Source organism: Photobacterium nomapromontoriensis, assembly GCF_050336815.1.
Taxonomy (GTDB): Bacteria; Pseudomonadota; Gammaproteobacteria; order Enterobacterales; family Vibrionaceae; genus Photobacterium; species Photobacterium nomapromontoriensis.
The window spans coordinates 26,550-49,013 of record NZ_JAKJSL010000054.1; the positions used below are offsets into that span (position 1 = coordinate 26,550).

Consider the following 22,464-nt stretch of genomic DNA (forward strand, 5'->3'; position numbering starts at 1 on the left):
TGCTGCAGCGACGAAAATCACCTTTTATCATCGACTCTAGGCCTGCTTGATAGAGCTCGCTGAGTAATTTTGTTCGCTGTCACATTTTGTAAAAACTTAATTTGAAAATATTCTCCATAGAAATAATAATCATGATGAAGATTTTCTTCACATGGAATAAAAATTAGTTTCAACCATGGAATTCCGGTATAGAACGACAAAAGGGATGAATATGAAAACTATCAATAAAATAACCATCGCTATACTGACTGTCGGATTTACTCTGTCATCGCAAGCTGAAACAACGCTAAAAATGGGCCTTCAAGCTTCCGTTGGTTCCGTTGAGTATACCTCTGCCAAATTACTTGCTGATACAGTGGCAGAAATGAGTAACGGCGAAATGAATGTCGCTATTTACCCAAGTGCACAATTGGGCGATGACCGTGCAATGATGCAGCAATTAACAATGGGAGATTTAGATCTGACCTATACCGAATTTGGTCGATTGGGGCTTTGGATCCCTCGAGCAGAAGCGGTCGCACTTCCCTACGTTGTTAAAGATTACGAACACATTACGCGTATTTTTAATTCACAATTCGGCCAAGATATTCGCGAGGAAATGTTAGCCAAATTTAACTGGCGTGCATTTGATACCTGGTACAACGGGACTCGTCAAACCACCTCTAACCGCGCACTTGAAACCATCAGCGACTTTAAAGGCCTAAAACTTCGCGTACCTAACGCCAAGCCCAATTTGAATTATGCAAAACTGTCTGGTGCATCACCGACGCCCATGGCATTTTCAGAGGTATACCTAGCCTTGCAAACCAATGCGGTTGATGGTCAAGAAAACCCATTGCCGACCATCAAAACGATGAAATTCTACGAAGTACAAGACAATCTCGCCCTCACTAACCATATCGTGAATGATCAAATGGTGCTGATAGCGGAAACAACCTGGCAAAAACTGACACCAGAGCAACGCGATATCGTTACTCACGCCGTCAATAAAGCGGGGGCAGCCCATACTGCATCAGTCAAGAAACAAGAAGCGGAATTAGTCGCCTTCTTTGAAGCTGAAGGTATCACGGTAACAAAACCGGAACTGACCCCATTCCGTCAAGCTATGGAGCCTTTATACCGTGATTTTGATAAGAAAGTCGGCACGCCTTTGGTGAACAAACTCGCGAATATGTAACCTGAATATGGCTGGCCATTTTGTGCCAGCCTTGGAGCCTCATTATGCTGCGTAAGATTATTGATAATATCGAAGAGATCATTACTGTACCGTTAATGGCAATATTGCTGGCTATTTTAACCTGGCAAATTGGCACGCGCTGGCTGTTAAATGATCCCTCACTGTGGAGTGAAGAACTCGCTCGTATCCTTTTTTTGTATATGTCACTCATTGGTTGTGCCATTGCAATCAAGAAAGGATCGCACGTCAACATTACATTTTTCTCCGACAAGCTACCTGTAAAAATCCGAATTGCATTGGTATTTGCCTTAGAGTGTGCAGTATTAATTTCTATATTCGCTATCATTATTCTCGGATATCAACATGTTCAACGAACCGCTTTTTTTGAATTAATCACACTTGGCATCTCCAATAAATGGATGACTTACGCCTTACCGATAGGTGGCATATTCATGATGTTCCGTCAGCTTCAAAAACTATTCAGTATTGCTAATGAGTTCCGTCAGTGTAATGAGGAAACGACAACTCAAAGCCCTCAAACTATTGAAAGGTAGGATTCGTTATGACAGGGTCAATTTTTGGCTGGTTAGCACTTCTCTTTGCGGGAATGCCCGTTGGTTTCTCTTTAATTTTTGTTGCATTGGTCTTTTTATTAATCACAGGAAGTACCGGGATTAACTTTGCTGCTCAGCAAATGATTGGCGGTCTGGATAACTTTACGTTGCTGGCGGTGCCTTTTTTCGTCTTAACTGGGCATTTGATGAATAGTGCGGGGATCACTGAGCGTATATTTAATTTTGCTAAAGCTATGGTAGGCCATATCACGGGGAGCCTTGGTCATGTAAATATCATGGCAAGTTTGCTCTTTTCTGGCATGTCAGGATCTGCGCTCGCGGATGCAGGTGGTTTAGGCCAGTTAGAAATTAAATCCATGCGTGATGCAAAATACGATGATGATTTCGCTGGAGGCTTAACCGCGGCATCTTGCATCATTGGCCCACTGGTTCCTCCCTCTGTTCCATTGGTCATTTATGGCGTGGTGTCGAATACGTCGATTGGTGCGCTATTTTTGGCAGGGGCCATTCCCGGTCTATTATGCTGTGTCGCATTGATGATCATGAGTTATTTCATTTGTAAAAAACGGGGCTACATGACTTTGCCCCGCGCAAGTCGACGTGAACAACTTAAATCTCTCAAAGAAGCATTTTTGTCGCTTTTAACCCCGGTAATCATCATTGGTGGTATTTTCTCTGGAAAATTCACCCCGACTGAAGCGGCTGTCGTCTCCTCTCTTTATGCACTATTTTTAGGCACCATCGTCTATAAGCAGCTGACATTTTCGGGGTTTGTTGAAATCTTAAAAGAGACCGTAAATACCACTGCCGTTGTCGCATTGATGGTCATGGGAGTGACGGTTTTCGGCTGGATTGTCGCCCGAGAGCAACTCCCTCAAATGCTGGCTGACTACTTCCTGACTATCAGTGATAACCCTCTGATCCTTTTGCTGCTGATTAACTTACTGCTGCTTTTTTTAGGCACCTTTATTGAATCTCTGGCCCTTTTACTCTTATTGGTTCCATTCTTGGTTCCCGTCGCTGCGGCAGTTGGTATTGATCCGGTTCATTTTGGTGTGATGGCCATTCTTAACTTGATGATCGGTATCTTAACCCCCCCTATGGGGATGGCCTTATATGTTGTCTCTCGAGTGGGTGATATTCCATTCCATGTACTCACACGCGGGGTGTTGCCATTACTCGTACCACTCTTTATCGTGCTTGCCCTGATTGCCATTTTCCCGCAATTCACTCTGTTCCTACCACAAATGCTGTTAGGTTATGGTCTGTAATGCATCTTTGTCAGCCAGTGCATCATGTTCTGGCTGACAACATCACAATGTGGTAGCGCAGGGCCGTTAATCGTATTTGCTTCAAGTAACTGTAAATATTACTGCAATCGCAGGTAAATGTGTAAAAACTACACCGACTTTGATATTTTTGATCCAGCATAGAAAAATGAGATGAGGCTGTATATGGGCTCGCCAAACAATCTACTGGTAAGATTACGTTCGAATATCGAACCACTCAGTAAAAAATTACAAATTGTTGCAAACTATATCCTTGAAAATGCACATGAAGTGCAATTTCAAACCATTACTGATCTGGCTAGAAAAACAGAGACCAGCGAAGCAACCGTCATTCGGTTATGCCGAGATATGGGTTACAAAGGGTACTCTGATTTTCGTATGGCGCTTGCCATTGAGCTGAGCCAAACAGCCAGTGTAGAACGTGATGTTACTGAAGGTGATATTTGCGACATCTCTGCTCACAATGCGATAGCCAGTTTGCAAGACACCGCAAAACTGATTGACCGTAAGTCACTGGAGCGGATCTGTACCTTGGTACATGAGGCTAAGTTTATAAGCTGTGTTGGAGTTGGGGCATCAAGTATCGTTGGGCGCTATCTTGCCTTCAGATTGATCCGTATTGGCAAGAAAGTCACCATGTACGAAGACACGCACCTTGCCGCTATGAATGCCGTGCGTGGTGGAGACGGTGATTTGTGGTTTCCTGTCTCCAGCTCAGGATCAACAAAGGAAGTCATTCATGCGGCGAAACAGGCTTTTCGCCGCAATATTCCAGTGGTCTCACTAACAAACATTAGCCACAGCCCGTTATCGGCCATTTCAACGGAAATGCTAGTCGCTGCAAGGCCAGAAGGCCCGCTAACCGGTGGAGCATTTTCATCGAAAGTTGGGGCGTTGTTACTCGTTGATGTATTAATCAATCGCCTACTTGAGCGCTACCCTGAATATTCTGAATCAGTATTAGAAACAGCGGAAGTTGTTATGCCACTACTGACTAATTAAGACTGACAACATGGCAATAAATGACCCACCACGGCGTGGGTTTTTTAAACAACACCCATGAAGATTATTTTCACCAACAATATATTTTAGGAGAATTTTATTTTTTTGCTGTGTCATACATAAATGGCGATTCTCAGCCATTCATTTATATAAAGGAATAACAATGATGTCTAAGAAATATGTCAATAAACTCATTACACCGATAATGACGGCCTCTTTGATTTTAAGTGCTTCCGTATATGCCCAGACTCAATGGCCAGATTTACCCGTAGGATTAAAAAATGGCGTCAGTGCTCAAATCGGCGACACTTTATTTGTTGGATTAGGCTCAACAGGCAATGACTTCTATATGCTTGACTTAAATGCCCTTGATAAAGGGTGGCAGAAGAAAGCCGACTTCATTGGTCAAGCACGTGATGGTGCGACAGCATCTGTCATCAACGATGACATTTATATTTTTGGTGGGTCTGGCAAAAAGTCATCTACAGACCTCTCCCCAATCGTATTTGATTCAGTATACCGATATAGCGCATCATCGAATAAATGGGCGGAGTTACGCACAACCTCACCCGTCGGATTACTGGGGGCCGCCTCCTATTCACCCAATAAAGATGTCATTGTTTTCTTTGGTGGCTATAACAAAGCCTATTTTGATCAATATCTCTCAGATATCATCACGACAGATCAAAAAGCACAGCCCGAAAAATGGCAAAAAATTGTTGATGATTATATGGGAATGAAGCCTCTTGATTATAAATGGAACCGTGATGTTATTCGTTATAACCCTGAAAAAAATCAATGGGATATTATCGATTCATCACCTTATATACCCAATTGTGGTGCTACGTTAGTATCAACAGGGACTGATGCAACATTGATCAGCGGTGAGATCAAACCAGGATTGAGAACCGCAGAAGTCAAACAATATCAATATGGTCAACCTCAACCATGGCAAAGTTTACATGATCTGCCAGCCCCTAAATCCTCATCGATTCAAGAAGGCGTTGCAGGGGCATTTTCTGGTCTATCAAATGGCGTTATTATCGTCACTGGCGGAGCTAATTTCCACGGTGCAAAGGGCGCATTTGAGCAAGGCAATATGTTCGCGCATAATGGATTTAATAAATCATCCAATGCGGAAACCTATGTATTAAAAGATGGGTTGTGGTCGCAATCGACCTCGCTGTCTGAAGGTCTCGCATACGGAGCTTCCTTTACAACCCCACAAGGGGTATTAATCGTAGGCGGAGAAGACAATCAACGCCAAGCGCGTAATGGCGTATACATGTTGACGTGGAATGGCAAAACTGTCGACATTATCGATTAACAAGAAAAATAATATAACCACGCCCAAGCGATCTCAAAATACCAGTATTTACGATACGATTGAGATCACTTGGGCAAATACACATCAATTCATCGATAAAGTGAGCCACATCGACTCCCAGCCCGATCTTTTGTGCATTTTAGATCATTTAATGACACACTATGTAATTCCATAAATAGAAATCAGAACATCATGAAAAAAACCAAAACAATCACGACTGACGATATTCTCCTCAAGCTGTGCCAATCACTCTCGTCCGTACTCTCCACAGCGACAGGCAGCAATGTGGCTTATTCTGCGATGGTACAAAAAATCAACAAAACCAGTCTAAAGCCGGACATTGGTTGCTTTGTTCTGTTTGATGGCGGTTTTACTGGCCTAGTGGTGACAAATTTCTCTCAACAAGCCGCTTTAGAGCTCTACCAAGATTACATGTTAAAAATGGGTATATCCCAGGATGAATTAGCCATTCACCATACTTCTGATGAAGTTGCCGACATTCTGGGTGAGCTCATGAATCAGGTTGTTGGTGATTTCACCCGCAAGATTCGCCGAGAATTACAAGTTTCAATCACCCAAAACCAACCTAAAATGCTTGCTTTAAACAAGCAGATTTTATTATCTGTTGATACTAACCTTGATCGCCCACAAGCGCGTCGAGTCAGCTTTACCACCGCAAAAAACAATATCTTCTACCTTGAATTAGCCATGGATAAAACTGAATTTATTCAAATTGAAGAATTTGAGCAGCATGATGATGTCGACCCTGATAGCATCATTGAAAATACCCGTCGAGAGCAAGCACAACAGGTACAAAAATCTGCCGCAGCACCTGAAGTGGATCTTGACCTTCTGGATCAGCTCGGTCTGTAACTCACAGGCTCTGCCTTCATAGTTAGCTATCAACAGACACCAAACCTCGCTTGGTGTCTGTTGAACATATTCGTACACTCATTGATGAAACATCACCCTAAATAGGTTTTTGCTAAACTTCGAACATCCATGGTTCAACGAGGCGAAAACTATGTGCTGTCAGCCAAAGATCTCTTTATCTGCACTAGGAACACTCCTGCTATTGCTCCCTACCCTCTCTCTGGCTGATAAGATCGCCTACAGCGAGCTCAAACAAGGTGATACCATCACCGTTCCGCTTGATCTACTCCTACCGACACAGGCCGTCTTAGACTACGACGCGGAATATGCTAATTTGCAGCGTTATGCTGAAAATACCAAACAGATATACAACGACTTGTGCCGACTCAATGGCGCTAAAGGCGTCAAAAAATGGAATGATAAATCGACACCGACAGATCCAAAAAGTTATACCTGCCTCGCTAAAGCAGGTAAACACACCGATGCCCTGAGCAGTGTCGTGATCGCCCCGGAAGAAAATACCCTCTACTTAACCAGTAACTTAACCATACTTTCAAGCTTTTGGGATATGCCTAATGGCGGCACCAGCGTACCTGTCATGGTAAAAGTCAGTCACAACTTATCAAACAGCGGTGACGACTTTTGGACAGAGATGAAGAACAACCGAGATGTGTGGCTAGTGAACGCAAAAGGCGAAGACATAGAGTCTGATGATTTACCGGAATATATCGGGTTAAAGCAACTTAAGGCAGATAAATACCTGTCACTGGTTCATCTTCTTAATGGAATTAGCTACGCCCCCCCTACCACCAAAGACAATGAACATGCCCCCATCCCTCAATTTGCCTTAAACTGGGCACTTGAACTGCGCACTCGTATGAAGATTAAGGATTATAACCTTAATGATACGGAAGAGTACGCCACCGCCCTGACTGAAGCCGCCACCATCATGACGGATTTGCCGGATGACGAGATTATTGGTAATTCTGATCTCAGCGCAAAAGCAATGGGACAATTGGATCAAGTAAACAGCAAAAAACTTGAAAAACTATTAACGACGAAAAACTCACCGTTCGGACTTGCGATGGCTTATCGGATAGCCAAAAAAGAGAAAACCACCCCCAAAGCATTATTAGATAATGACAAAGCAAGTGATAAAGTAGAGGATAAAAAAGAAGCCAACGAAAAACAGAAAGAGAAGCAAAAGGATCAACCCAATGCAATTAATGAAAGCCTTAAGCCAGAATAAACCAATATAGCCAGCACCGTCTGCTGACTATATTGCTGAGACCATTAAAGGGCTCACTTTTTGTGATGGCGCGCGATAAACGTATCAAGTTTATTGGCAAAATTCTGTCGGTCGGCTTGGCTTAGTGGTGCAGGGCCGCCGGTTTGAATTCCGCTGCTGCGCATGGTTTCCATAAAAACAAGATAAAATACATAAATTCAACAACTTAATCACTTATTTGCTAATGCCGTTCTAGTTATAACTTATTGAATTTTAACCACATGAAATCGTAGTATTAGCAAAATTTCAGGCTATGCTAAACGCTCTCTGTTTTAAGAGCTTGTCCAATTTACAACTAGAACAAGCCAAAGCTGTTAAAACAAGCACTTATTACTGATTCGGTGATTTATGGAAATTATCATATCAGCACTATCAATAGAAAAGGCCCCAAACAGGACCTTTTTATCTGAATTGAGATTAGTTGCTCACAGGTAAATCACTCTGACACTTAGGACACTTGACGGCTTTGGTACTGATAGAGCTATCGCAGTAAGGACATTTCTTTTGAACCAAAAACGAAACCATCCAAGTAGATAGGAGATAAACGAGAATACCAACAAGCACGCTACCCCATAGAACTCGAACACCATTAGAGCACCGAAAATGAGTGCAATAACGATAAACTGGCTAGGTTATGAAACCAAGTATCTAATACATTGTTTTTAAAGGTTAACTTTCATATCAAATCATCGCAGGACACATCCTAAGATTTAGGTTGTTGATTTATCAAATTTAACAGCACGAAACATAACAAATATGGCTCTATTGACTTATTCAAAATACTGCCGACTTATCAGGCATTACGTTTATATCAACAAAGCCATTAACATTAATTAAAACTGCTCTCCCATTTCCCACTCTGACACTTTATAGAAAACGATAGTATCCACCTTATGTGCATTAAAAATATCTACTATTTTTTGATGAACAAAAACTTCTTCAACATCGGCACCTGATGGAATAAAAATCAAACGCTCTTCTTCAGGAATAGCATCAAGAACCTCATTTGAAAGAGAATATTTATCAACTGAGTGTTCTTCATTAGATGGGTCATAATCATCAATTACACTATTTTCAAAATCAATCGCAGGTAATCTATCATAATAATTAAAAAACCAATAACCATCATGGTGGTTCTCATCATCGTCTATTATTACTGATGGATATAATTGGAAATTACGAATATCAAATTGCACTAAATCCCTATATAATTCAGTGTTAACAATTATTCGTCCAAGGTTCATATGTGCTTTTGATGGTAATATCTTGACACCTTCTAATTTATCGTCATTTTTATATGCATTTTGGAAAAATAAAGGCTCATCACCAAATGTTAATTTAACTCTACCAGGGCGACGTAATGTTGATTTTCTTAAAGTCTTAAGATACAGGGTTTCATTGTCGTAGTTATTAAAAGCAATATAATATTGCTCATCATATTTTCTCATTTCTTAACCTCCGGAACCCATGTCCCTATAAATGTTATTGTTTTCTCATTTCCTGTAACATCTGAATCTTGATATCGTTTATCAATCCCCAATCGCTGTGATGTTCTATAATGTTTTCTCTTTGATTTGCACTTATATCCAGATAGTTCAGAGTCATTAACATCAAAATGATTACCACAGCCGATCACACTGTCAGGATGAAAGTTTTTATAAATTTTCGTTATTGGTAATTTAAACTTGTTTATTTTTTCTAGTATTGCTACAGACATAGGGTCTAACAGTTTATGAATCTCGGTATTTTTCTCTCTTACTTTTGTCCTACCATAACAGTTAAGAATATTATCTTCCTTTTTTAATAATAATTTTGCCACATGTTCATGGTATGGTCTTTCTTTTGGCCGAGCATATGTATGATCACCTCGATGTAATTGACACTGAAGTTGACATGCTGCAGGCAGTGTAGCGGGTAAACCAACTAGATTTTCTAATAAATTAATGTTGTAACCCTTCCTTATTAAATCATCACCAAGATCTGATTGATTAACAGCTTCGGCAGAAATAATATGGTGAGTATCCATGTGGATACCATGATTAAAAGGGTGTTCTGCATTTTTTGCTTTTTTTACTTCACGAACCCAACGTTGACGGTACCCTTTTTTTTCAATTGTTCCATCGATAACGTCGCTCTCATCTCTATCTTGACTTGAAATAACTCCTGATTTTGTCTTAAACATAATTCACTTCCCCCATTAAACTTCGAGGCGTAGCATGATCTGCCTGACACAATCTACAATGCTTGTCTCTCTTTATATTATCCTTTCGTATATCAAGAGTATCATCACTTGGTGAAGTGAATTTTCCTATTGGTCGCTTAGCCATTAACACACCGACATTTTTTAATTTTTTATTTGATTTGTTAATTGCTTCTATTATTGAAATAAACACATTTAGCGCACGCGCAGAATTTGGTATTGACTTAACTTTACTTGCTGTCGTTGCCATTCTTGAAAACTTAGCTGACCAATTTGCAGCTTGAGCTGCTGCGCCTACACCAAGTGTTAAAAATGATAAAATCAAAGTTAAAATTAATTCTATACAAATATATGCCCCCCCTTTACCGGCATAATAAACATAGAAACTAGGAGGAATTCCCTCAATAATAAGATCGATATACGCAATATAGGTTAATGAGACATTATGATCTTGTAATAATTGCATAATGATTGGGTAGTTTTCATTTTCCTTAACTTCTTTCGACCAATCAGGATCAATATCAAATAGAACAGTATCAATAAACCTTTCAATTCCATCTATATCTCTGCTAGTAATTAGATTTGGAAGATTTAAAATTTCTTTTTGATATTTTATAATTATTGCAGTTTTTTCTCCCAAGTCTGAAAGATCATCAAATTTATCGTCTATATATCCATTCGCATTAAGAATTTCTTGACGTATGTCTGCACTCAGTTTATTTAATAGCCAAGAAGGTGTTTGTAATCTCCCCTCACTATCAAGGATATATTCATTAAGATCATCGAATCTATCTTTTGCATAGTTATGCAAAAAATCAACACTCTCATCAAGGGCACTGTCGAGAATATTACCGATATTTTCCCAAGTTTCTAAGTCAAATAGATCTTTCGTATCAGATGCCCAAGCTTCGCCTCCGGCTTCAATACCATCGACAAATGAAAGAACCCCCCTCTCGTCCCAAAGTTCTTGAAAGCCTGTCATGCTATCAACTACATCTCTATACAACCCATCCATATCCGCTTGAAGAGAGGCCACTTCTGCTTGAATTTGTTGCTCGATACCACTTTGCCCATTTACTATTACAACAACTTTCGATGCGCTTGGAGGCAAATCTGGAATATAATATGTCCCAGCTTCGTGAGTTGTATTAGCAGCATCATCACGTGAGGAAGAATAACTACTTTTACTAACCCCTTTTTCAAGATTAATATCTTTTTTGAATGTATCCCCATCGACCATAATTTCTACGCCTTCAGCGTATATGGGGGTATCCCATAAGTCGCGATGACATGCACGCAATTTTATCCACTTAATTTCCTGCTTTACTTCATCTTCAGCGCACTGACCAACTGAATTTTGAGCTTCAGTACGCGCACTATCTTCTGCAATAGTATTCGCTGATAAGTTATCTGATTTAATGGAAGGTATAGCTATTGCTGCCATTTTAGTGGAACCTGAGGCAGAACTTGTTGCCATTTTAGCAGGGGCTGAGGTTATAGGAGCGGCATCACCAATAAGTACGGTCCCATTTCCAGAAATGATGATCCCCCCCATGCTCTGTAGAATCTCCCATTCGTGCAGCCGGTTTACCATTTATAAATACTGTTGCTGAACCACTTGCAATTTTATCCGGTGGCCCAATACAGACTAGCGTATCCCCAACTCGAGCAGCCGGCAGGCCACCAATAGTAACGTTTGGTGATCCTGTAATGATAGGGCCACCTACGTGAGGAACTTTTGACGTCACCTTTGGACACACATGATTGTCTGACACTCTTGCTGCTGGTTTTCCCATCTCCCCCCCCCCTAATAAGCCACACTATCTAATCTGGATTAATGTTCTTATTTATATTCGAAATCAATTAATAAATAACAATGCCATATGCTGATTTCCTATCATATAGCCGAAGAATTTCATGCGCACTTGAACTTTTTCACTTTCAGAATCCATTTCATATCTTTGTGCAAAATGTAGCTATGACTAAACACTATTACGGAGTCGGATTCAGAGGTTATTAAGCACGCACAATTTATTTAAAATACACGTATGCACAATTCTCATAATTTAGTTCAATCAATTGTTACGCATAACGCTCTACCCCTCCACCAGCGGGAACTAGGTAATTCGCCAAGCCCGGTGGTGGTGACCAAGGCGACCAAAAAATTTTTATTCCCCGTGGGTTACCCTCGTTTGCAAACTTTTAGCACTCAGAAGAACCTAACATCATGACATGAAGACAATTTTGCTGTTGATGCTGATTTGCTATTCATTTGTAATCTCACCTTCCTTTACCAGATAAACAAAAGGCCTGCCACAGACAGACCTTTTGTTATGGAGTATAGAGCAGGCATGTAATGGCAAGCTTACTCACCCCCTCCCTTAATCCTACGATAAATCGACCTTAACAGCTCAGAGATTACCAAAAAGCTTCCCCAAGCAAACATGGCGTATGTAGGAGCTCCTTCGAAAAAATAATTTGCTCCGAAGATCACCACAGCAGCCAATATAGCGACAGCTATCAACGCCAATCTATCTTTAATCCACTCCATTAATTATTCGCTCTCAACATTTGCTCATTCTGCCGATAAGCATCATCTATCCAGCTCCCATCTAACCCCACCGAGTTAGCCACTTCCTTCAACTCTGGAATAGTGCATCGAGTCGCTCGCTTAGTCGCCATCACGGCAGAACCCAACACAGCACCCGCCCATCCAGCAGCCAAAACACCACCTGCGATGGTTGTTCCTCTGCTAATCGCAGACATAGGAGCAGTGGCCCCTTTCAATGCAATTGCTGAGTCTACCGCTTTCAACGCAGCAGTCACAGTCGCTGTCGCACCATATACCGATGTGATAGATGGAAATCCCATCGCTTCTAGGTTTGAATCTATGTTGTAACGAAAAGTCTCAAAGTGAAATGAGCAGCCCATAACTAGTCCTATGATAAATATACAAATTGTATCAAACTCTAAAATATTTCGCTTTAGGCAATTGGCAGGAATTACTAAGCATAACGACGTATTTCATTAAATATGAGCATCATGCGCCGAGTTTTAAATAATGAAACTCGATCCCTCCATTGAGCTGCGCCTTATCTGTTCTTTGCAAATAGCATTTTCCGGACAAGCAGCGAAGATTGGTACTTACCCAACTTGGTGACAGCTTACATCGCTCTGCTACCTGTCGAGCAGTCACCATCTCACCATCTTCTATAGCTGTTAATATTTTCAACTGTGTCTTACTCAACTTAACCAGGCCAACCTGATGTGGAACAGCACGTGCTGCATTTACCAAATGCGGGTCAATGAGGCCGCTTTGAGCCAAATTATTCATATTTTCTCTCATCCTCTGAGGTTTAGGATCGGATCAGCAAAGGATCCAGTGGTGACAAGGCTTAATGATGGGTTGGCTTTTCAATTGAGATAGGTAATAGCCAGTTGTACCAGCACGATTTTAGCCATTCATGGTAGGTATTGAGGGCATCTTTCTTCTGCAGTTCCATATGGGTGTGAATGTAGGCCTGATCAAGCTTGTCTCGGGCATGGTTCAGCAATGCTTCACAGACAATATAGTCTATACCCAGCTCAAGCCAGATTGTCCTCGCCCGCTTCCTAAGATCGTGAGCAGACCATTTTCTGGCTGAGAGTTCCCTCACCCATGCGCTAGCCGTTGTGCTGTGGATAGGCTTTCTGGTGTGTTTCGACAATGGGAAAAGCATGCCTGTTTGATACCCTGCCATAACTTGCCATGCCTGGTATGACCGTAACAATTCAACCATGCCGTCTGTCAGCGGATAGACGACAGCCTTACCGTTCTTGGCGTCTTCTGCAGGGATGGTCCAGCGTTTCTGGATTAGATCGATGTATTCCCACTTCGCTTTTCGTGTTTCACCAATTCGGGTACCGTGCGCAATGATCATTGTCAGCAATAATCGCTTTGCAGGATCGGCCTTTTGAATAGCAGCCAATCAAGGCTCTGATCTTTTCAACTGAATCATGGGCGCCGTATTGCAACCATTTTCAGCTAATATCGATGGTTTCAAGCGATCGCCCAGTCCTTTCAGACCGAGTATTGTCTATCAGAAACGCGCCAGGCGACGTGCGCTCAAACTTGGTTATAGGCGTTTTATCCCCCACCGAAAATACGAATTCACCAATCACTAAATGATGTATAAATTACCTCTAACTATCTCGGTCAATGGCGGCATAGCCTAATTGGGTTGTCAGCGGGTTCTCACCCATCATGTCGGGATCGCTACATCACAGACAAGGCAAAACAGGGAAAGAGCAGATCAAGATGTGGTCCCCTCGCCTTCGCGCGGCCATTGCTTTGTCAAAGAGTCTCAGCGAAACGCCTGCAATCTACGTGGTTTGCAATACGTTAGGAAAAAAATTCATGAACGTTCACTACAAGATTACTGGCAAGCAGCCAAGGATGCCGCCGTTGCCAATTTGGTATAGAAGCTGATTTCACATTCCACGATTTGAAGGCGAAAGGGATCTCTGATTACGAAGGAACCATAGCTGATAAGTAACACTTTTTTGGTCATAAAGAAATGAGACAAGTAAATACATATGACCGTAAACCTGACATCGTTCCGACAATCGGATCAAAGAGTATTAGCAATCGGTTAGCAAGCAAATTTGAGTTTGTTTGAATTTTAGATTTTTAGGGATTAAATTGCTGTGAAAAACAAGGGTGACAGCGAACACCGTCACCCTCATAAGCTATTGCTTTTTATGGTTTTTTGCAATAAACGTATCAAGTTTATTGGCAAAATTCTGTCGGTCGGCTTGGCTCAATGGTGCAGGGCCGCCGGTTTGAATTCCGCTGCTGCGCATGGTTTCCATAAAATCACGCATCTGCAAGCGCTGTTTAATCGTATCTTTGGTGTACATTTCACCACGCGGGTTCAGAGCATGTGCACCCTTAGTGATCAGCTCATCCGCCAACGGGATATCCGCCGTGATCACCAAATCACCGGCTTCTGACTGCTGCACAATATAATTGTCCGCTACATCGAAACCTGATTCTACCTGAATAGAACGAATATGCGGTGACGGTGGAGTACGAATATACTGATTCGCCACTAACGTTACCTGCACCCCAACCCGATCTGCGACACGGAATAAAATGTCCTTAACGACATTCGGGCACGCATCAGCATCAACCCAAATTTTCATGCATCCTCTCTTATTATCCCACTGCCTATTGCACTGAATCATCAACGCTGGTTTAGAGGGATACAAACATGTCCTAGAAAAAAGCCGCCTTAACGGCGGCTTTCATAATAATCAGCTTAAGCTAAAAGGCAATTAACCTTCTAAACCTTTCTTCGCTAGGTACTCTTCGTAAGTGCCGTGGAAGTCTTCCACGCCATCTTTGGTGATTTCGAGGATACGCGTCGCAATAGATGATACAAACTGACGGTCGTGAGAAACGAACATCAATGTACCTTTATAGTTTTCTAGTGCAAGGTTCAACGATTCAATCGATTCCATGTCCATGTGGTTGGTTGGTTCATCCATCAACAAAATGTTTGGACGTTGCATGATCAGCTTACCAAACAGCATGCGACCTTGCTCACCACCAGACAGTACTTGAACTGACTTTTTAATATCATGCTGAGAGAACAGCATACGGCCAAGGATACCACGAACAACCTGCTCGTCATCACCTTCACGCTTCCACTGGCTCATCCAATCAACAAGGTTCATGTCAGTATCGAAATCAGCGCTGTGATCCTGAGCATAGAAACCAATATTGTTGTTTTCTGACCACTTGATCATACCGTCCATTGGGTTCATCTGTCCCGCTAGCGTGTTAAGCAGCGTCGATTTACCAATACCGTTGGCACCGATAATAGCAACACGCTCACCCACTTCAACCAACATTTTTACACCATTGATCAAAATGTTATCGCCGTAACCTTGCTTCAGACCTTCTACTTCCAATGCATTACGGAACAGTTCTTTTTCCTGTTCGAAGCGGATAAATGGGTTCTGGCGGCTTGACGCCTTCACTTCATCAAGCTGGATCTTATCAAGCTGCTTCTGACGAGATGTAGCCTGCTTCGCTTTTGATGCGTTCGCAGAGAAACGGCTTACGAACGTTTGCAGTTCGGCCATCTGCGCTTTCTTCTTCGCGTTATCCGCTAGCAGACGCTCACGAGACGCTTCAGCCGCTGTCATGTATTCGTCGTAGTTACCTGGGAATAGGCGGAGTGCACCGTAATCCAAATCAGCCATATGAGTACATACGCTGTTTAGGAAGTGACGGTCGTGCGAGATGATGATCATGGTACAGTTACGTTCAAGAAGAACGCGCTCAAGCCATGCAATGGTATGAATGTCCAAGTTGTTCGTTGGTTCGTCAAGTAGCATGATTTCCGGATCAGCAAACAGAACCTGAGCCAATAGTACACGTACCTTCAAACCCGGAGCAACCGCACTCATTAGGCCAAAGTGCAGGTCTTCAGGAAGACCTAGACCAAGTAGCAATTCGCCCGCACGCGCTTCTGCTGAGTAGCCGTCCATTTCTGCAAATTCAACTTCAAGGTCAGCCACACGCATGCCGTCATCTTCAGACATATCAGGCATTGCATAAATGCGGTCACGCTCTTCTTTGATTTTCCACAGTTCTTTATGACCCATAATAACGGTGTCAATAACAGTGTATTGCTCAAAGGCAAATTGATCCTGACCCAGTTTCGCCATACGCTCATTAGGATCTTTTGAAACAGTACCAGAGGACTGCTCTAGCTCACCGCCAAGGATTTTCATGAATGTTGACTTACCGCAACCATTCGCCCCGATCAGGCCGTAACGGTTACCGTCGCCAAACTTAACTGAAATGTTCTCAAACAGAGGCTTTGCGCCAAACTGCATTGTGATATTAGCTGTTGAAATCAATGTACTGTTCCAATAATGATGACTATCAAGCAATAAAAAAGCCGCCATGAAGGGCGACTTCTTCGTGATGAAGGCCAAGTATAACAGTTTCTGTGAACTTCATCACCATTAGTTTATTCCACAACCTAACGTATGTGCTGGCTAAAGTAAGCCAAAGAAAGTGGCAACGCTGGAATACGCCAAGAAAAGGTTAAAAACCTCTTTCTCGGAACACCAAATCGGGTCATGTCGGATAGAAAAACTAATCATTAATGCCATTGCCGTTTGTTAACTCACGTTACGTGCAATCATCAACACTTCATCAGCAGAATATAAATTAGTAATCGTTGCTTCTACTTCTGCACCCAATGTTGATTTATATAATTCTTGAGCAAAATTATCAGCTCGCGTCGTAACAAAAATATGCTTCAGCACCGAATCGTTCTCTGCCAACTTGGCCTTTACCACGGGTAAAGAGTTTATGATTAAACTGCGCCCAATACCTTGTCCTTGATGCTCAGGCGAAACAGCTAATTGTTCAATTTCCAATACTACTTCTGGGCGAAAACCACTCTTCTGAGTCCAAATTATATAGCCCATAATCCCATCACTACCTTCAGCAACAAAGCATAAGACTCGTGGGAATGCATTGAAATTACAAACAAGCCATTCATAAGATTGTTTCTGCCTCACAAAAGCCAATTTATGCACTTCTGCTGTCTCATTTAAGTCAGATTTTTCCATCAACCTTATTTTCATTAGTTCCTCAACCCACAAGATAAATACAATAACTTCATTAAATTACCCATATCGACATCATGCATATACCACTTTATGACCTTAATATGCTCACAGTCTACTATGCCAATGGTTGATCTCGTTAAGGCAACCTAGAAACATTTCAGCTAAAACATATATATAATGATTTAGCCTTTTTCGTCTCATTTATTCACGAATAATTTGACATCGCACCCATACAAATCTCTCTTGAACTGTTTGTGCATCTAAAAATCTAATTAACTAGAAAAACAGCCCAAGAGCTTTCAACTCGTCTTCACATTGCGCTGAGTTTTCGAACTGAATTCCAACAATACAAATTGCCTTTGCACCTGCAGGACTGAACTGCATATCATCTATCAATACGGTTTCTGAAGCATCTGATTTACAAAGATGTCCTTCCTGACAAATGATCAAGCTAAGCTATGTAATATCTAATCACCCTGTCACAATCACTCTATAGAATATATTTAGCACCATACCAATAAGCAGGCTTCAGTATCGCTAGCAAAGCACCTACCAGCAAGGTATTGAACCACGATGACAGATCTAATTCTTAAACATTGAGTCGGTCTAGCGTTTGAACTCGTTTGCGCGCCACAACGTATTACAGTGATGTTAATACGTCTATTTTTGTTCCACGTAGATTAACTGCTCAACGGCAAAGCCATGTTTCTTTGCTAACCACTCAAATTTCGACTTAACCGCCTCACTCACCATTGGAGTTCGTGACAACAACCATAGGTAATCATTATTTGGACCCGAAACGAACGCATATTCATAGTCTTCATTTTCTAGCTCAAAAATCACATATGAGCCATAAAATGGACCGAAAAATGAAACCTTAAAATATCCTTCATCGTCGCTATTAACGAAATATGCCTTACCTTCTGCTACTTTCCACTCATTGGTATCAACAGAGTACCCCCGATTGACAACTGAAACACCACCATCAGAACGCATTGAATATTCCGCTGTAACGTTACTCAAACCTCGTTCGAAAGAATGATCTAAACGGGCAATTTCATACCACTTACCTAAATATTTATTTAATTCAAAAGGTTTGACTGGTTCAACTGTTTCTGGCATACCCAAGCAGCCACTTAGAGACAGTAACACTGTAAATAATAAGAATTTTTTCACAATCACCTCCATGTAAACCTAACGTCCTGCTTCGGGGGAGCCACATCATACTAATGCTACATCATTAAAATCAAAGCATAGTAAAAATACCACGCGTTGCGAATCCCTCTTGAGCAGGAAATAGCCTTGGGCGCTTTTTCTGGAAAACTGTACTGGGCCATAAAAAGACAGCTAAAACAGGACCAAATTGCCACTTCGCCTTCCACCCCATTCGCAATATTTACTTATATAAGGAGGCTTGGACTTCTTCAATCGAGTAGGAGGAGGTCTCACGACCTCCATCCTCTCACACCACCGTACAAGCGTGGGTCGCATACGGCGGTTTCGAATACACTTTTAATGCCTCATACCCATTGTGCAATGAGTACAAACCTAGTCCCGCAAATTGTTTATCTGGTAATGCTTGATGAAGTTGAGGGGTTCTCGATAGCTTCCACCCCCCCTTATCTGAGTGCGCGAGCTTCCAAGCATCGTGGGTTGTTAGGCCGGAATTAATGAGCCAAACCGCTATGCTGAATTTTCGCTTTCGTTGTTTAAGCTTGTAACACCTTAAACGACGCCGGATCCAACTATCAAGCCTTTTCATTCTATTCCCAAATAAAGCCAGCTTGTAATATGACTGCCAGCCCTTCAAGTATTGAGTAAGTTCTTTAATCACTACTGGAAGGCTTTTCGCTTGGTTGCGTTTGGTTATTTGACGTACTCGAATTTTCATCCTGCGATAAGCATCTTTTGTGATCCTTACCTCTACTGACTGCTTAAAGTAATGACCTAGAAAACATCGCTCGCTCACGCGGGTGGCTTTGCTTTTCTCTTGGTTTACTTTTAGCTTTAGCTTGCTTTCAAGAAAGTAACTAATCGAAAACAGCACTCTCTTTGCTGCCAGTTCGCTACTAACGTAGATTTGACAATCATCTGCATAGCGACAGAATTTATGTCCTCAGCTTTCGAGTTCCTTATCGAGTTCGTCTAACACAATATTCGATAACAGTGGCGACAATGGCCCACCTTGTGGCGTTCCTTTTTGTCGTTGTTCTGCTACCCCACCTCGCATCATGTCACTCTGTAAATAATGACGGATCAATTTCAGCACTCTTTTATCTTCAATATCTTGAGATAATCGGTTCATTAATCTGTCGTGATTAACTGTGTCAAAATATTTTTCCAAATCAATATCTACAACATATCCAAGCCCAGAGCGGATATATTCACTTCCTTGAGCCAAAGCATGGTGAGCACTTCTTCTCGGCCTAAATCCATAACTGCTGTTAGAAAATTTAGGTTCGTATATATCGGTAAGTGTATTGGAAATCGCTTGTTGCACGATCCTGTCTTGTACCGTTGGAATGCCGAGTTGACGAACTCCACCTTTGGCTTTGGGAATTTCTACTCCAAGTACAGGTTGAGGCTGGTATGTCCCATTCAGCAAAGACTGACGAAACTTATTCCCGTTATCTCCCTGTTTAAGCTTTTCGATGGTTGCCAAGATTGATAATCTATCAATACCTGCACAACCTTTATTGCTCTTAACTTACTTTAATGCCCTGTTTAGACTTTCAGAACTGAACATTATTTCTAGTAGTTGACTGGTTTGTATCAAGACTCGCCCTTCCTTTTACGCCACATACGCTTGTTACACTTCGCATCCATTAGATCGACTTACGGCTTCACCAATTGGATCGTAGGGATGGGTTTCATCATTACTGTTACACCACGTATCTGAGTTGCTGGTGACTGCTTCTTGATATATTCGATTCGGGCCTTCTCTTGAATGAGTTCACTTCAAGGTACTATGCCTTCTGCTGACTTCTTAATACCCATCAAAGCATATCACTACACTTTTAGTCCTAATGAACAGATATTAAGATCTCCCGAGGTAAGACGTTGCTCTTTCCTATGGCCGTGCCTGATTTACAAGGATGCCCTTCCTGTCGAATTATCGGGCTAATCTATATAGTGCTAGGTTACCCAAGTCATCATTGCCTACTATCAGATTTCTGTCCGTCACAACCATATTTTGCCATTTGCTTCCTTCAGATTTCACCTCACGGTGAACACCCTTGCATAGGCTAACGGTTCTCTTTCGACTGAGCCCGTAGAGGACTTTCACCTCCTAGATCAACGCCATGCTCGGTGCACACACTTCGATTAGGTGCTGGCTGCGCAGCACATAACCTTATTTGTTATGTGTGTCTATCAACCAGCACGTAACGCCAAGAGTTCAGGGATATTGTGAGTTTCTCTATACAACGAAAGACTCTTATCCTGAGATTCGATAGCTATGATGGACATCCTATCTGCTAACTCATTACCCTCAATGCCAACATGTCCGTTCACATGGTGAATTGTAATTTGAGACGATATTTCTTGGTAGATAGTATAAGCTGGCTTAATTATGTCCAAATTTTTAATTTCACCACCAGACTTAGTCCAACCTTTTTTCTCCCAACCACTAGCCCACTTTGTAATACAGTCGATAGAGTATTTTGAATCACAAAAGATACCAACTGAACTTCCTGTTGCTAATTTTTCCTTAGCAAGTAGTAATGCTTGATTGAGTCCATGGAGCTCGGCTGTATTGTTAGTACCGAATGATTGGTACAAGCCATACCATAGTTCAGTTAGCTCGTTGCTCTCATATACCGCAAGCCCTGTTCCAGCTTCTCCGGGGTTCGGCTCACAAGCCCCATCAGTGTAGATTTTCACTTCAAATGGCATTGCATCTATTTGTTCCTGAGATAAGGGAACAGATTTTAATTTGCTAGACTTTTTAACTATCTTAGCTTTGACCTTCGGTGCTGTTGATTTTGGTTTTTCACCAAATGCAGACTCTGCTTCTTCAAGAGTTGGAAACGACTTAAACCTTGCTCCAGCAAAACCATCGACTAGTGACTTGCACTTTGCCCAAGTAGTGAAAATACCTGCCTCTCGACCTTTCCAAACAACATAGTATTTTTTAGCCAATTTAAGCTCCTAACCAAGTTTGAACACTGTAATAGCTCAACCACTACCACTACCTACAACTTACAACTTACAAACAAAATAATTGCATATAAATTATGTGCATATTACATTATTCCGGTAATTAGCACATGAAAATAAAGGAACACTTCTATGAGCACACTCAAAATTAGCAAGACTGATTTGACAGCTGTTCGCAACCTACTTATGGGTTCACCATTTAACTGTGAAGAGAGAACGATAAACTACGGTGTACAGTACACTTGCGAAAGTGGAATCAAATGCAACATTCATTATTCTGACAAAAGCCCAGAGATCTTGAAAGCCACAATCCAAAATGGTGAGAAGAACCTAGAACAAAAACAGTTACTTGAGTTCCATTTATCCAGCTTTGCACTAAGCAACGCTTAATAACACAACAAATGCCAGTTTCCATAGCTGGCATTTTCACAATCGTGGTAGAGCGGCCTGTTACCAGACCGCCCCCACACAGATCCGGACGTGCGGAACTACCGCATCCGGCTCTTCAGTTATACGTTCACTCGTGTAAAACACGACCCTAATACCAATCAACAACCACAAATCGCTTGCTGACTTTCGGTTGCACAATATTGAAATACCCTAACATCTTCTTGAAATTACTCCAGTTATAACTTCGCCTTCCGCTGCGTCGGTTCAGCCATTTGTATAAACTATGCAGCACATAGTCATAGACGTATGACATGCTTCGGCTATTGTCTGGCAGTCCGAAATAATTCCTAAACCCGATCAACTTGCGTTTTARCTGGGGCAGCCATTCGCTCAGTTTTAATGAACGTTTCGCTTTGATCCATAAGTAGTATTCYCTGAGGGTCGCTTTCTGCTTCTTTACGGCAGTTCGCCGYCTAAGCCGCGCTTTCCCCTTGGAATCCCTACCCCAGTAAAACTCGAACCCGAGAAAAACAAAGTGACGCTTTCGACC

General features: G+C 41.8%; 23 protein-coding genes and 1 pseudogene. 8 read left to right on the top strand and 16 right to left on the bottom strand.

Features of this window, described 5'->3' with window-relative positions; all coding sequences use genetic code 11:
- Window positions 1-211 precede the first annotated feature (211 nt).
- From L4D12_RS21845 to L4D12_RS21875, 7 genes are all read left to right on the top strand, one after another.
- On the top strand, window positions 212-1,177 hold the full coding sequence (locus L4D12_RS21845; protein WP_428449943.1) for a sialic acid TRAP transporter substrate-binding protein SiaP: 966 nt from the start codon (window positions 212-214) through the stop codon (window positions 1,175-1,177).
- Between the two features lie 44 nt (window positions 1,178-1,221).
- Window positions 1,222-1,731 carry a TRAP transporter small permease gene (locus tag L4D12_RS21850; RefSeq protein ID WP_428449944.1) on the top strand — a complete coding sequence of 170 codons (510 nt, stop codon included), beginning with the start codon at window positions 1,222-1,224 and terminating at the stop codon, window positions 1,729-1,731.
- An 8-nt stretch (window positions 1,732-1,739) separates the two neighbouring features.
- Complete coding sequence (locus tag L4D12_RS21855; RefSeq protein WP_428449945.1) at window positions 1,740-3,023, top strand: TRAP transporter large permease; 1,284 nt, start codon at window positions 1,740-1,742, stop codon at window positions 3,021-3,023.
- Window positions 3,024-3,206: 183 nt separating this feature from the next.
- A complete protein-coding gene (locus L4D12_RS21860) occupies window positions 3,207-4,043 on the top strand; it encodes a MurR/RpiR family transcriptional regulator (RefSeq protein ID WP_428449964.1) in 837 nt (278 codons plus the stop codon).
- 166 nt (window positions 4,044-4,209) lie between these two features.
- Window positions 4,210-5,370, top strand: a complete 1,161-nt coding sequence (locus L4D12_RS21865; RefSeq protein WP_428449965.1) for an N-acetylneuraminate epimerase — start codon at window positions 4,210-4,212, stop codon at window positions 5,368-5,370.
- 192 nt (window positions 5,371-5,562) lie between these two features.
- Window positions 5,563-6,243 carry a DUF3334 family protein gene (locus L4D12_RS21870; protein WP_428449946.1) on the top strand — a complete coding sequence of 227 codons (681 nt, stop codon included), beginning with the start codon at window positions 5,563-5,565 and terminating at the stop codon, window positions 6,241-6,243.
- A 151-nt stretch (window positions 6,244-6,394) separates the two neighbouring features.
- Window positions 6,395-7,492: a ParB/Srx family N-terminal domain-containing protein gene (locus L4D12_RS21875; RefSeq protein ID WP_428449947.1), complete on the top strand. Its 1,098-nt coding sequence runs from the start codon at window positions 6,395-6,397 to the stop codon at window positions 7,490-7,492.
- 53 nt (window positions 7,493-7,545) lie between these two features.
- Here the strand turns inward: L4D12_RS21875 and L4D12_RS21880 are convergent.
- The 15 genes and pseudogenes from L4D12_RS21880 to L4D12_RS21950 form a co-directional block, all read right to left on the bottom strand.
- A pseudogene (locus tag L4D12_RS21880) lies at window positions 7,546-7,668 on the bottom strand (DUF188 domain-containing protein); the annotation flags it as partial.
- Between the two features lie 696 nt (window positions 7,669-8,364).
- Complete coding sequence (locus L4D12_RS21885) at window positions 8,365-8,979, bottom strand: imm11 family protein (protein ID WP_428449948.1); 615 nt, start codon at window positions 8,977-8,979, stop codon at window positions 8,365-8,367.
- On the bottom strand, window positions 8,976-9,713 hold the full coding sequence (locus L4D12_RS21890) for an AHH domain-containing protein (RefSeq protein ID WP_428449949.1): 738 nt from the start codon (window positions 9,711-9,713) through the stop codon (window positions 8,976-8,978). Before L4D12_RS21890 ends, L4D12_RS21885 begins: the two co-directional genes overlap by 4 nt.
- On the bottom strand, window positions 9,706-11,286 hold the full coding sequence (locus L4D12_RS21895) for a hypothetical protein (protein ID WP_428449950.1): 1,581 nt from the start codon (window positions 11,284-11,286) through the stop codon (window positions 9,706-9,708). The genes L4D12_RS21890 and L4D12_RS21895 overlap by 8 nt, the downstream gene beginning before the upstream one ends.
- Window positions 11,240-11,527 (bottom strand): PAAR domain-containing protein, encoded by a 288-nt coding sequence (locus L4D12_RS21900; RefSeq protein WP_428449951.1) that lies wholly within the window; start codon window positions 11,525-11,527, stop codon window positions 11,240-11,242. Before L4D12_RS21900 ends, L4D12_RS21895 begins: the two co-directional genes overlap by 47 nt.
- A gap of 754 nt (window positions 11,528-12,281) precedes the next feature.
- Window positions 12,282-12,662 (bottom strand): hypothetical protein, encoded by a 381-nt coding sequence (locus tag L4D12_RS21905; RefSeq protein WP_428449952.1) that lies wholly within the window; start codon window positions 12,660-12,662, stop codon window positions 12,282-12,284.
- Window positions 12,663-12,771: 109 nt separating this feature from the next.
- A complete protein-coding gene (locus L4D12_RS21910) occupies window positions 12,772-13,065 on the bottom strand; it encodes an ArsR family transcriptional regulator (RefSeq protein WP_428449953.1) in 294 nt (97 codons plus the stop codon).
- A gap of 61 nt (window positions 13,066-13,126) precedes the next feature.
- On the bottom strand, window positions 13,127-13,699 hold the full coding sequence (locus L4D12_RS21915; RefSeq protein WP_428449954.1) for a site-specific integrase: 573 nt from the start codon (window positions 13,697-13,699) through the stop codon (window positions 13,127-13,129).
- A gap of 760 nt (window positions 13,700-14,459) precedes the next feature.
- Window positions 14,460-14,915 carry a YaiI/YqxD family protein gene (locus L4D12_RS21920; RefSeq protein WP_428449955.1) on the bottom strand — a complete coding sequence of 152 codons (456 nt, stop codon included), beginning with the start codon at window positions 14,913-14,915 and terminating at the stop codon, window positions 14,460-14,462.
- A gap of 132 nt (window positions 14,916-15,047) precedes the next feature.
- Complete coding sequence (locus L4D12_RS21925; RefSeq protein ID WP_428449966.1) at window positions 15,048-16,643, bottom strand: ABC-F family ATPase; 1,596 nt, start codon at window positions 16,641-16,643, stop codon at window positions 15,048-15,050.
- Between the two features lie 267 nt (window positions 16,644-16,910).
- On the bottom strand, window positions 16,911-17,366 hold the full coding sequence (locus L4D12_RS21930; protein WP_428449967.1) for a GNAT family N-acetyltransferase: 456 nt from the start codon (window positions 17,364-17,366) through the stop codon (window positions 16,911-16,913).
- Between the two features lie 660 nt (window positions 17,367-18,026).
- A complete protein-coding gene (locus L4D12_RS21935) occupies window positions 18,027-18,542 on the bottom strand; it encodes a lipocalin family protein (RefSeq protein ID WP_428449956.1) in 516 nt (171 codons plus the stop codon).
- 286 nt (window positions 18,543-18,828) lie between these two features.
- Complete coding sequence (locus L4D12_RS21940) at window positions 18,829-19,257, bottom strand: group II intron maturase-specific domain-containing protein (protein ID WP_428449957.1); 429 nt, start codon at window positions 19,255-19,257, stop codon at window positions 18,829-18,831.
- A gap of 225 nt (window positions 19,258-19,482) precedes the next feature.
- Window positions 19,483-20,028, bottom strand: coding sequence for a reverse transcriptase domain-containing protein (locus tag L4D12_RS21945; RefSeq protein ID WP_428449958.1), 546 nt, complete (start codon window positions 20,026-20,028; stop codon window positions 19,483-19,485).
- 710 nt (window positions 20,029-20,738) lie between these two features.
- A complete protein-coding gene (locus L4D12_RS21950) occupies window positions 20,739-21,506 on the bottom strand; it encodes a ribonuclease H1 domain-containing protein (RefSeq protein WP_428449959.1) in 768 nt (255 codons plus the stop codon).
- Window positions 21,507-21,656: 150 nt separating this feature from the next.
- Here L4D12_RS21950 and L4D12_RS21955 point away from each other — a divergent pair, with 150 nt between their 5' ends.
- Complete coding sequence (locus L4D12_RS21955; RefSeq protein WP_038887134.1) at window positions 21,657-21,914, top strand: hypothetical protein; 258 nt, start codon at window positions 21,657-21,659, stop codon at window positions 21,912-21,914.
- A gap of 148 nt (window positions 21,915-22,062) precedes the next feature.
- Here the strand turns inward: L4D12_RS21955 and L4D12_RS21960 are convergent.
- Window positions 22,063-22,464, bottom strand: a 402-nt coding sequence (locus L4D12_RS21960) for a group II intron maturase-specific domain-containing protein (protein ID WP_428449960.1), incomplete at its 5' end; no start/stop codon positions are given.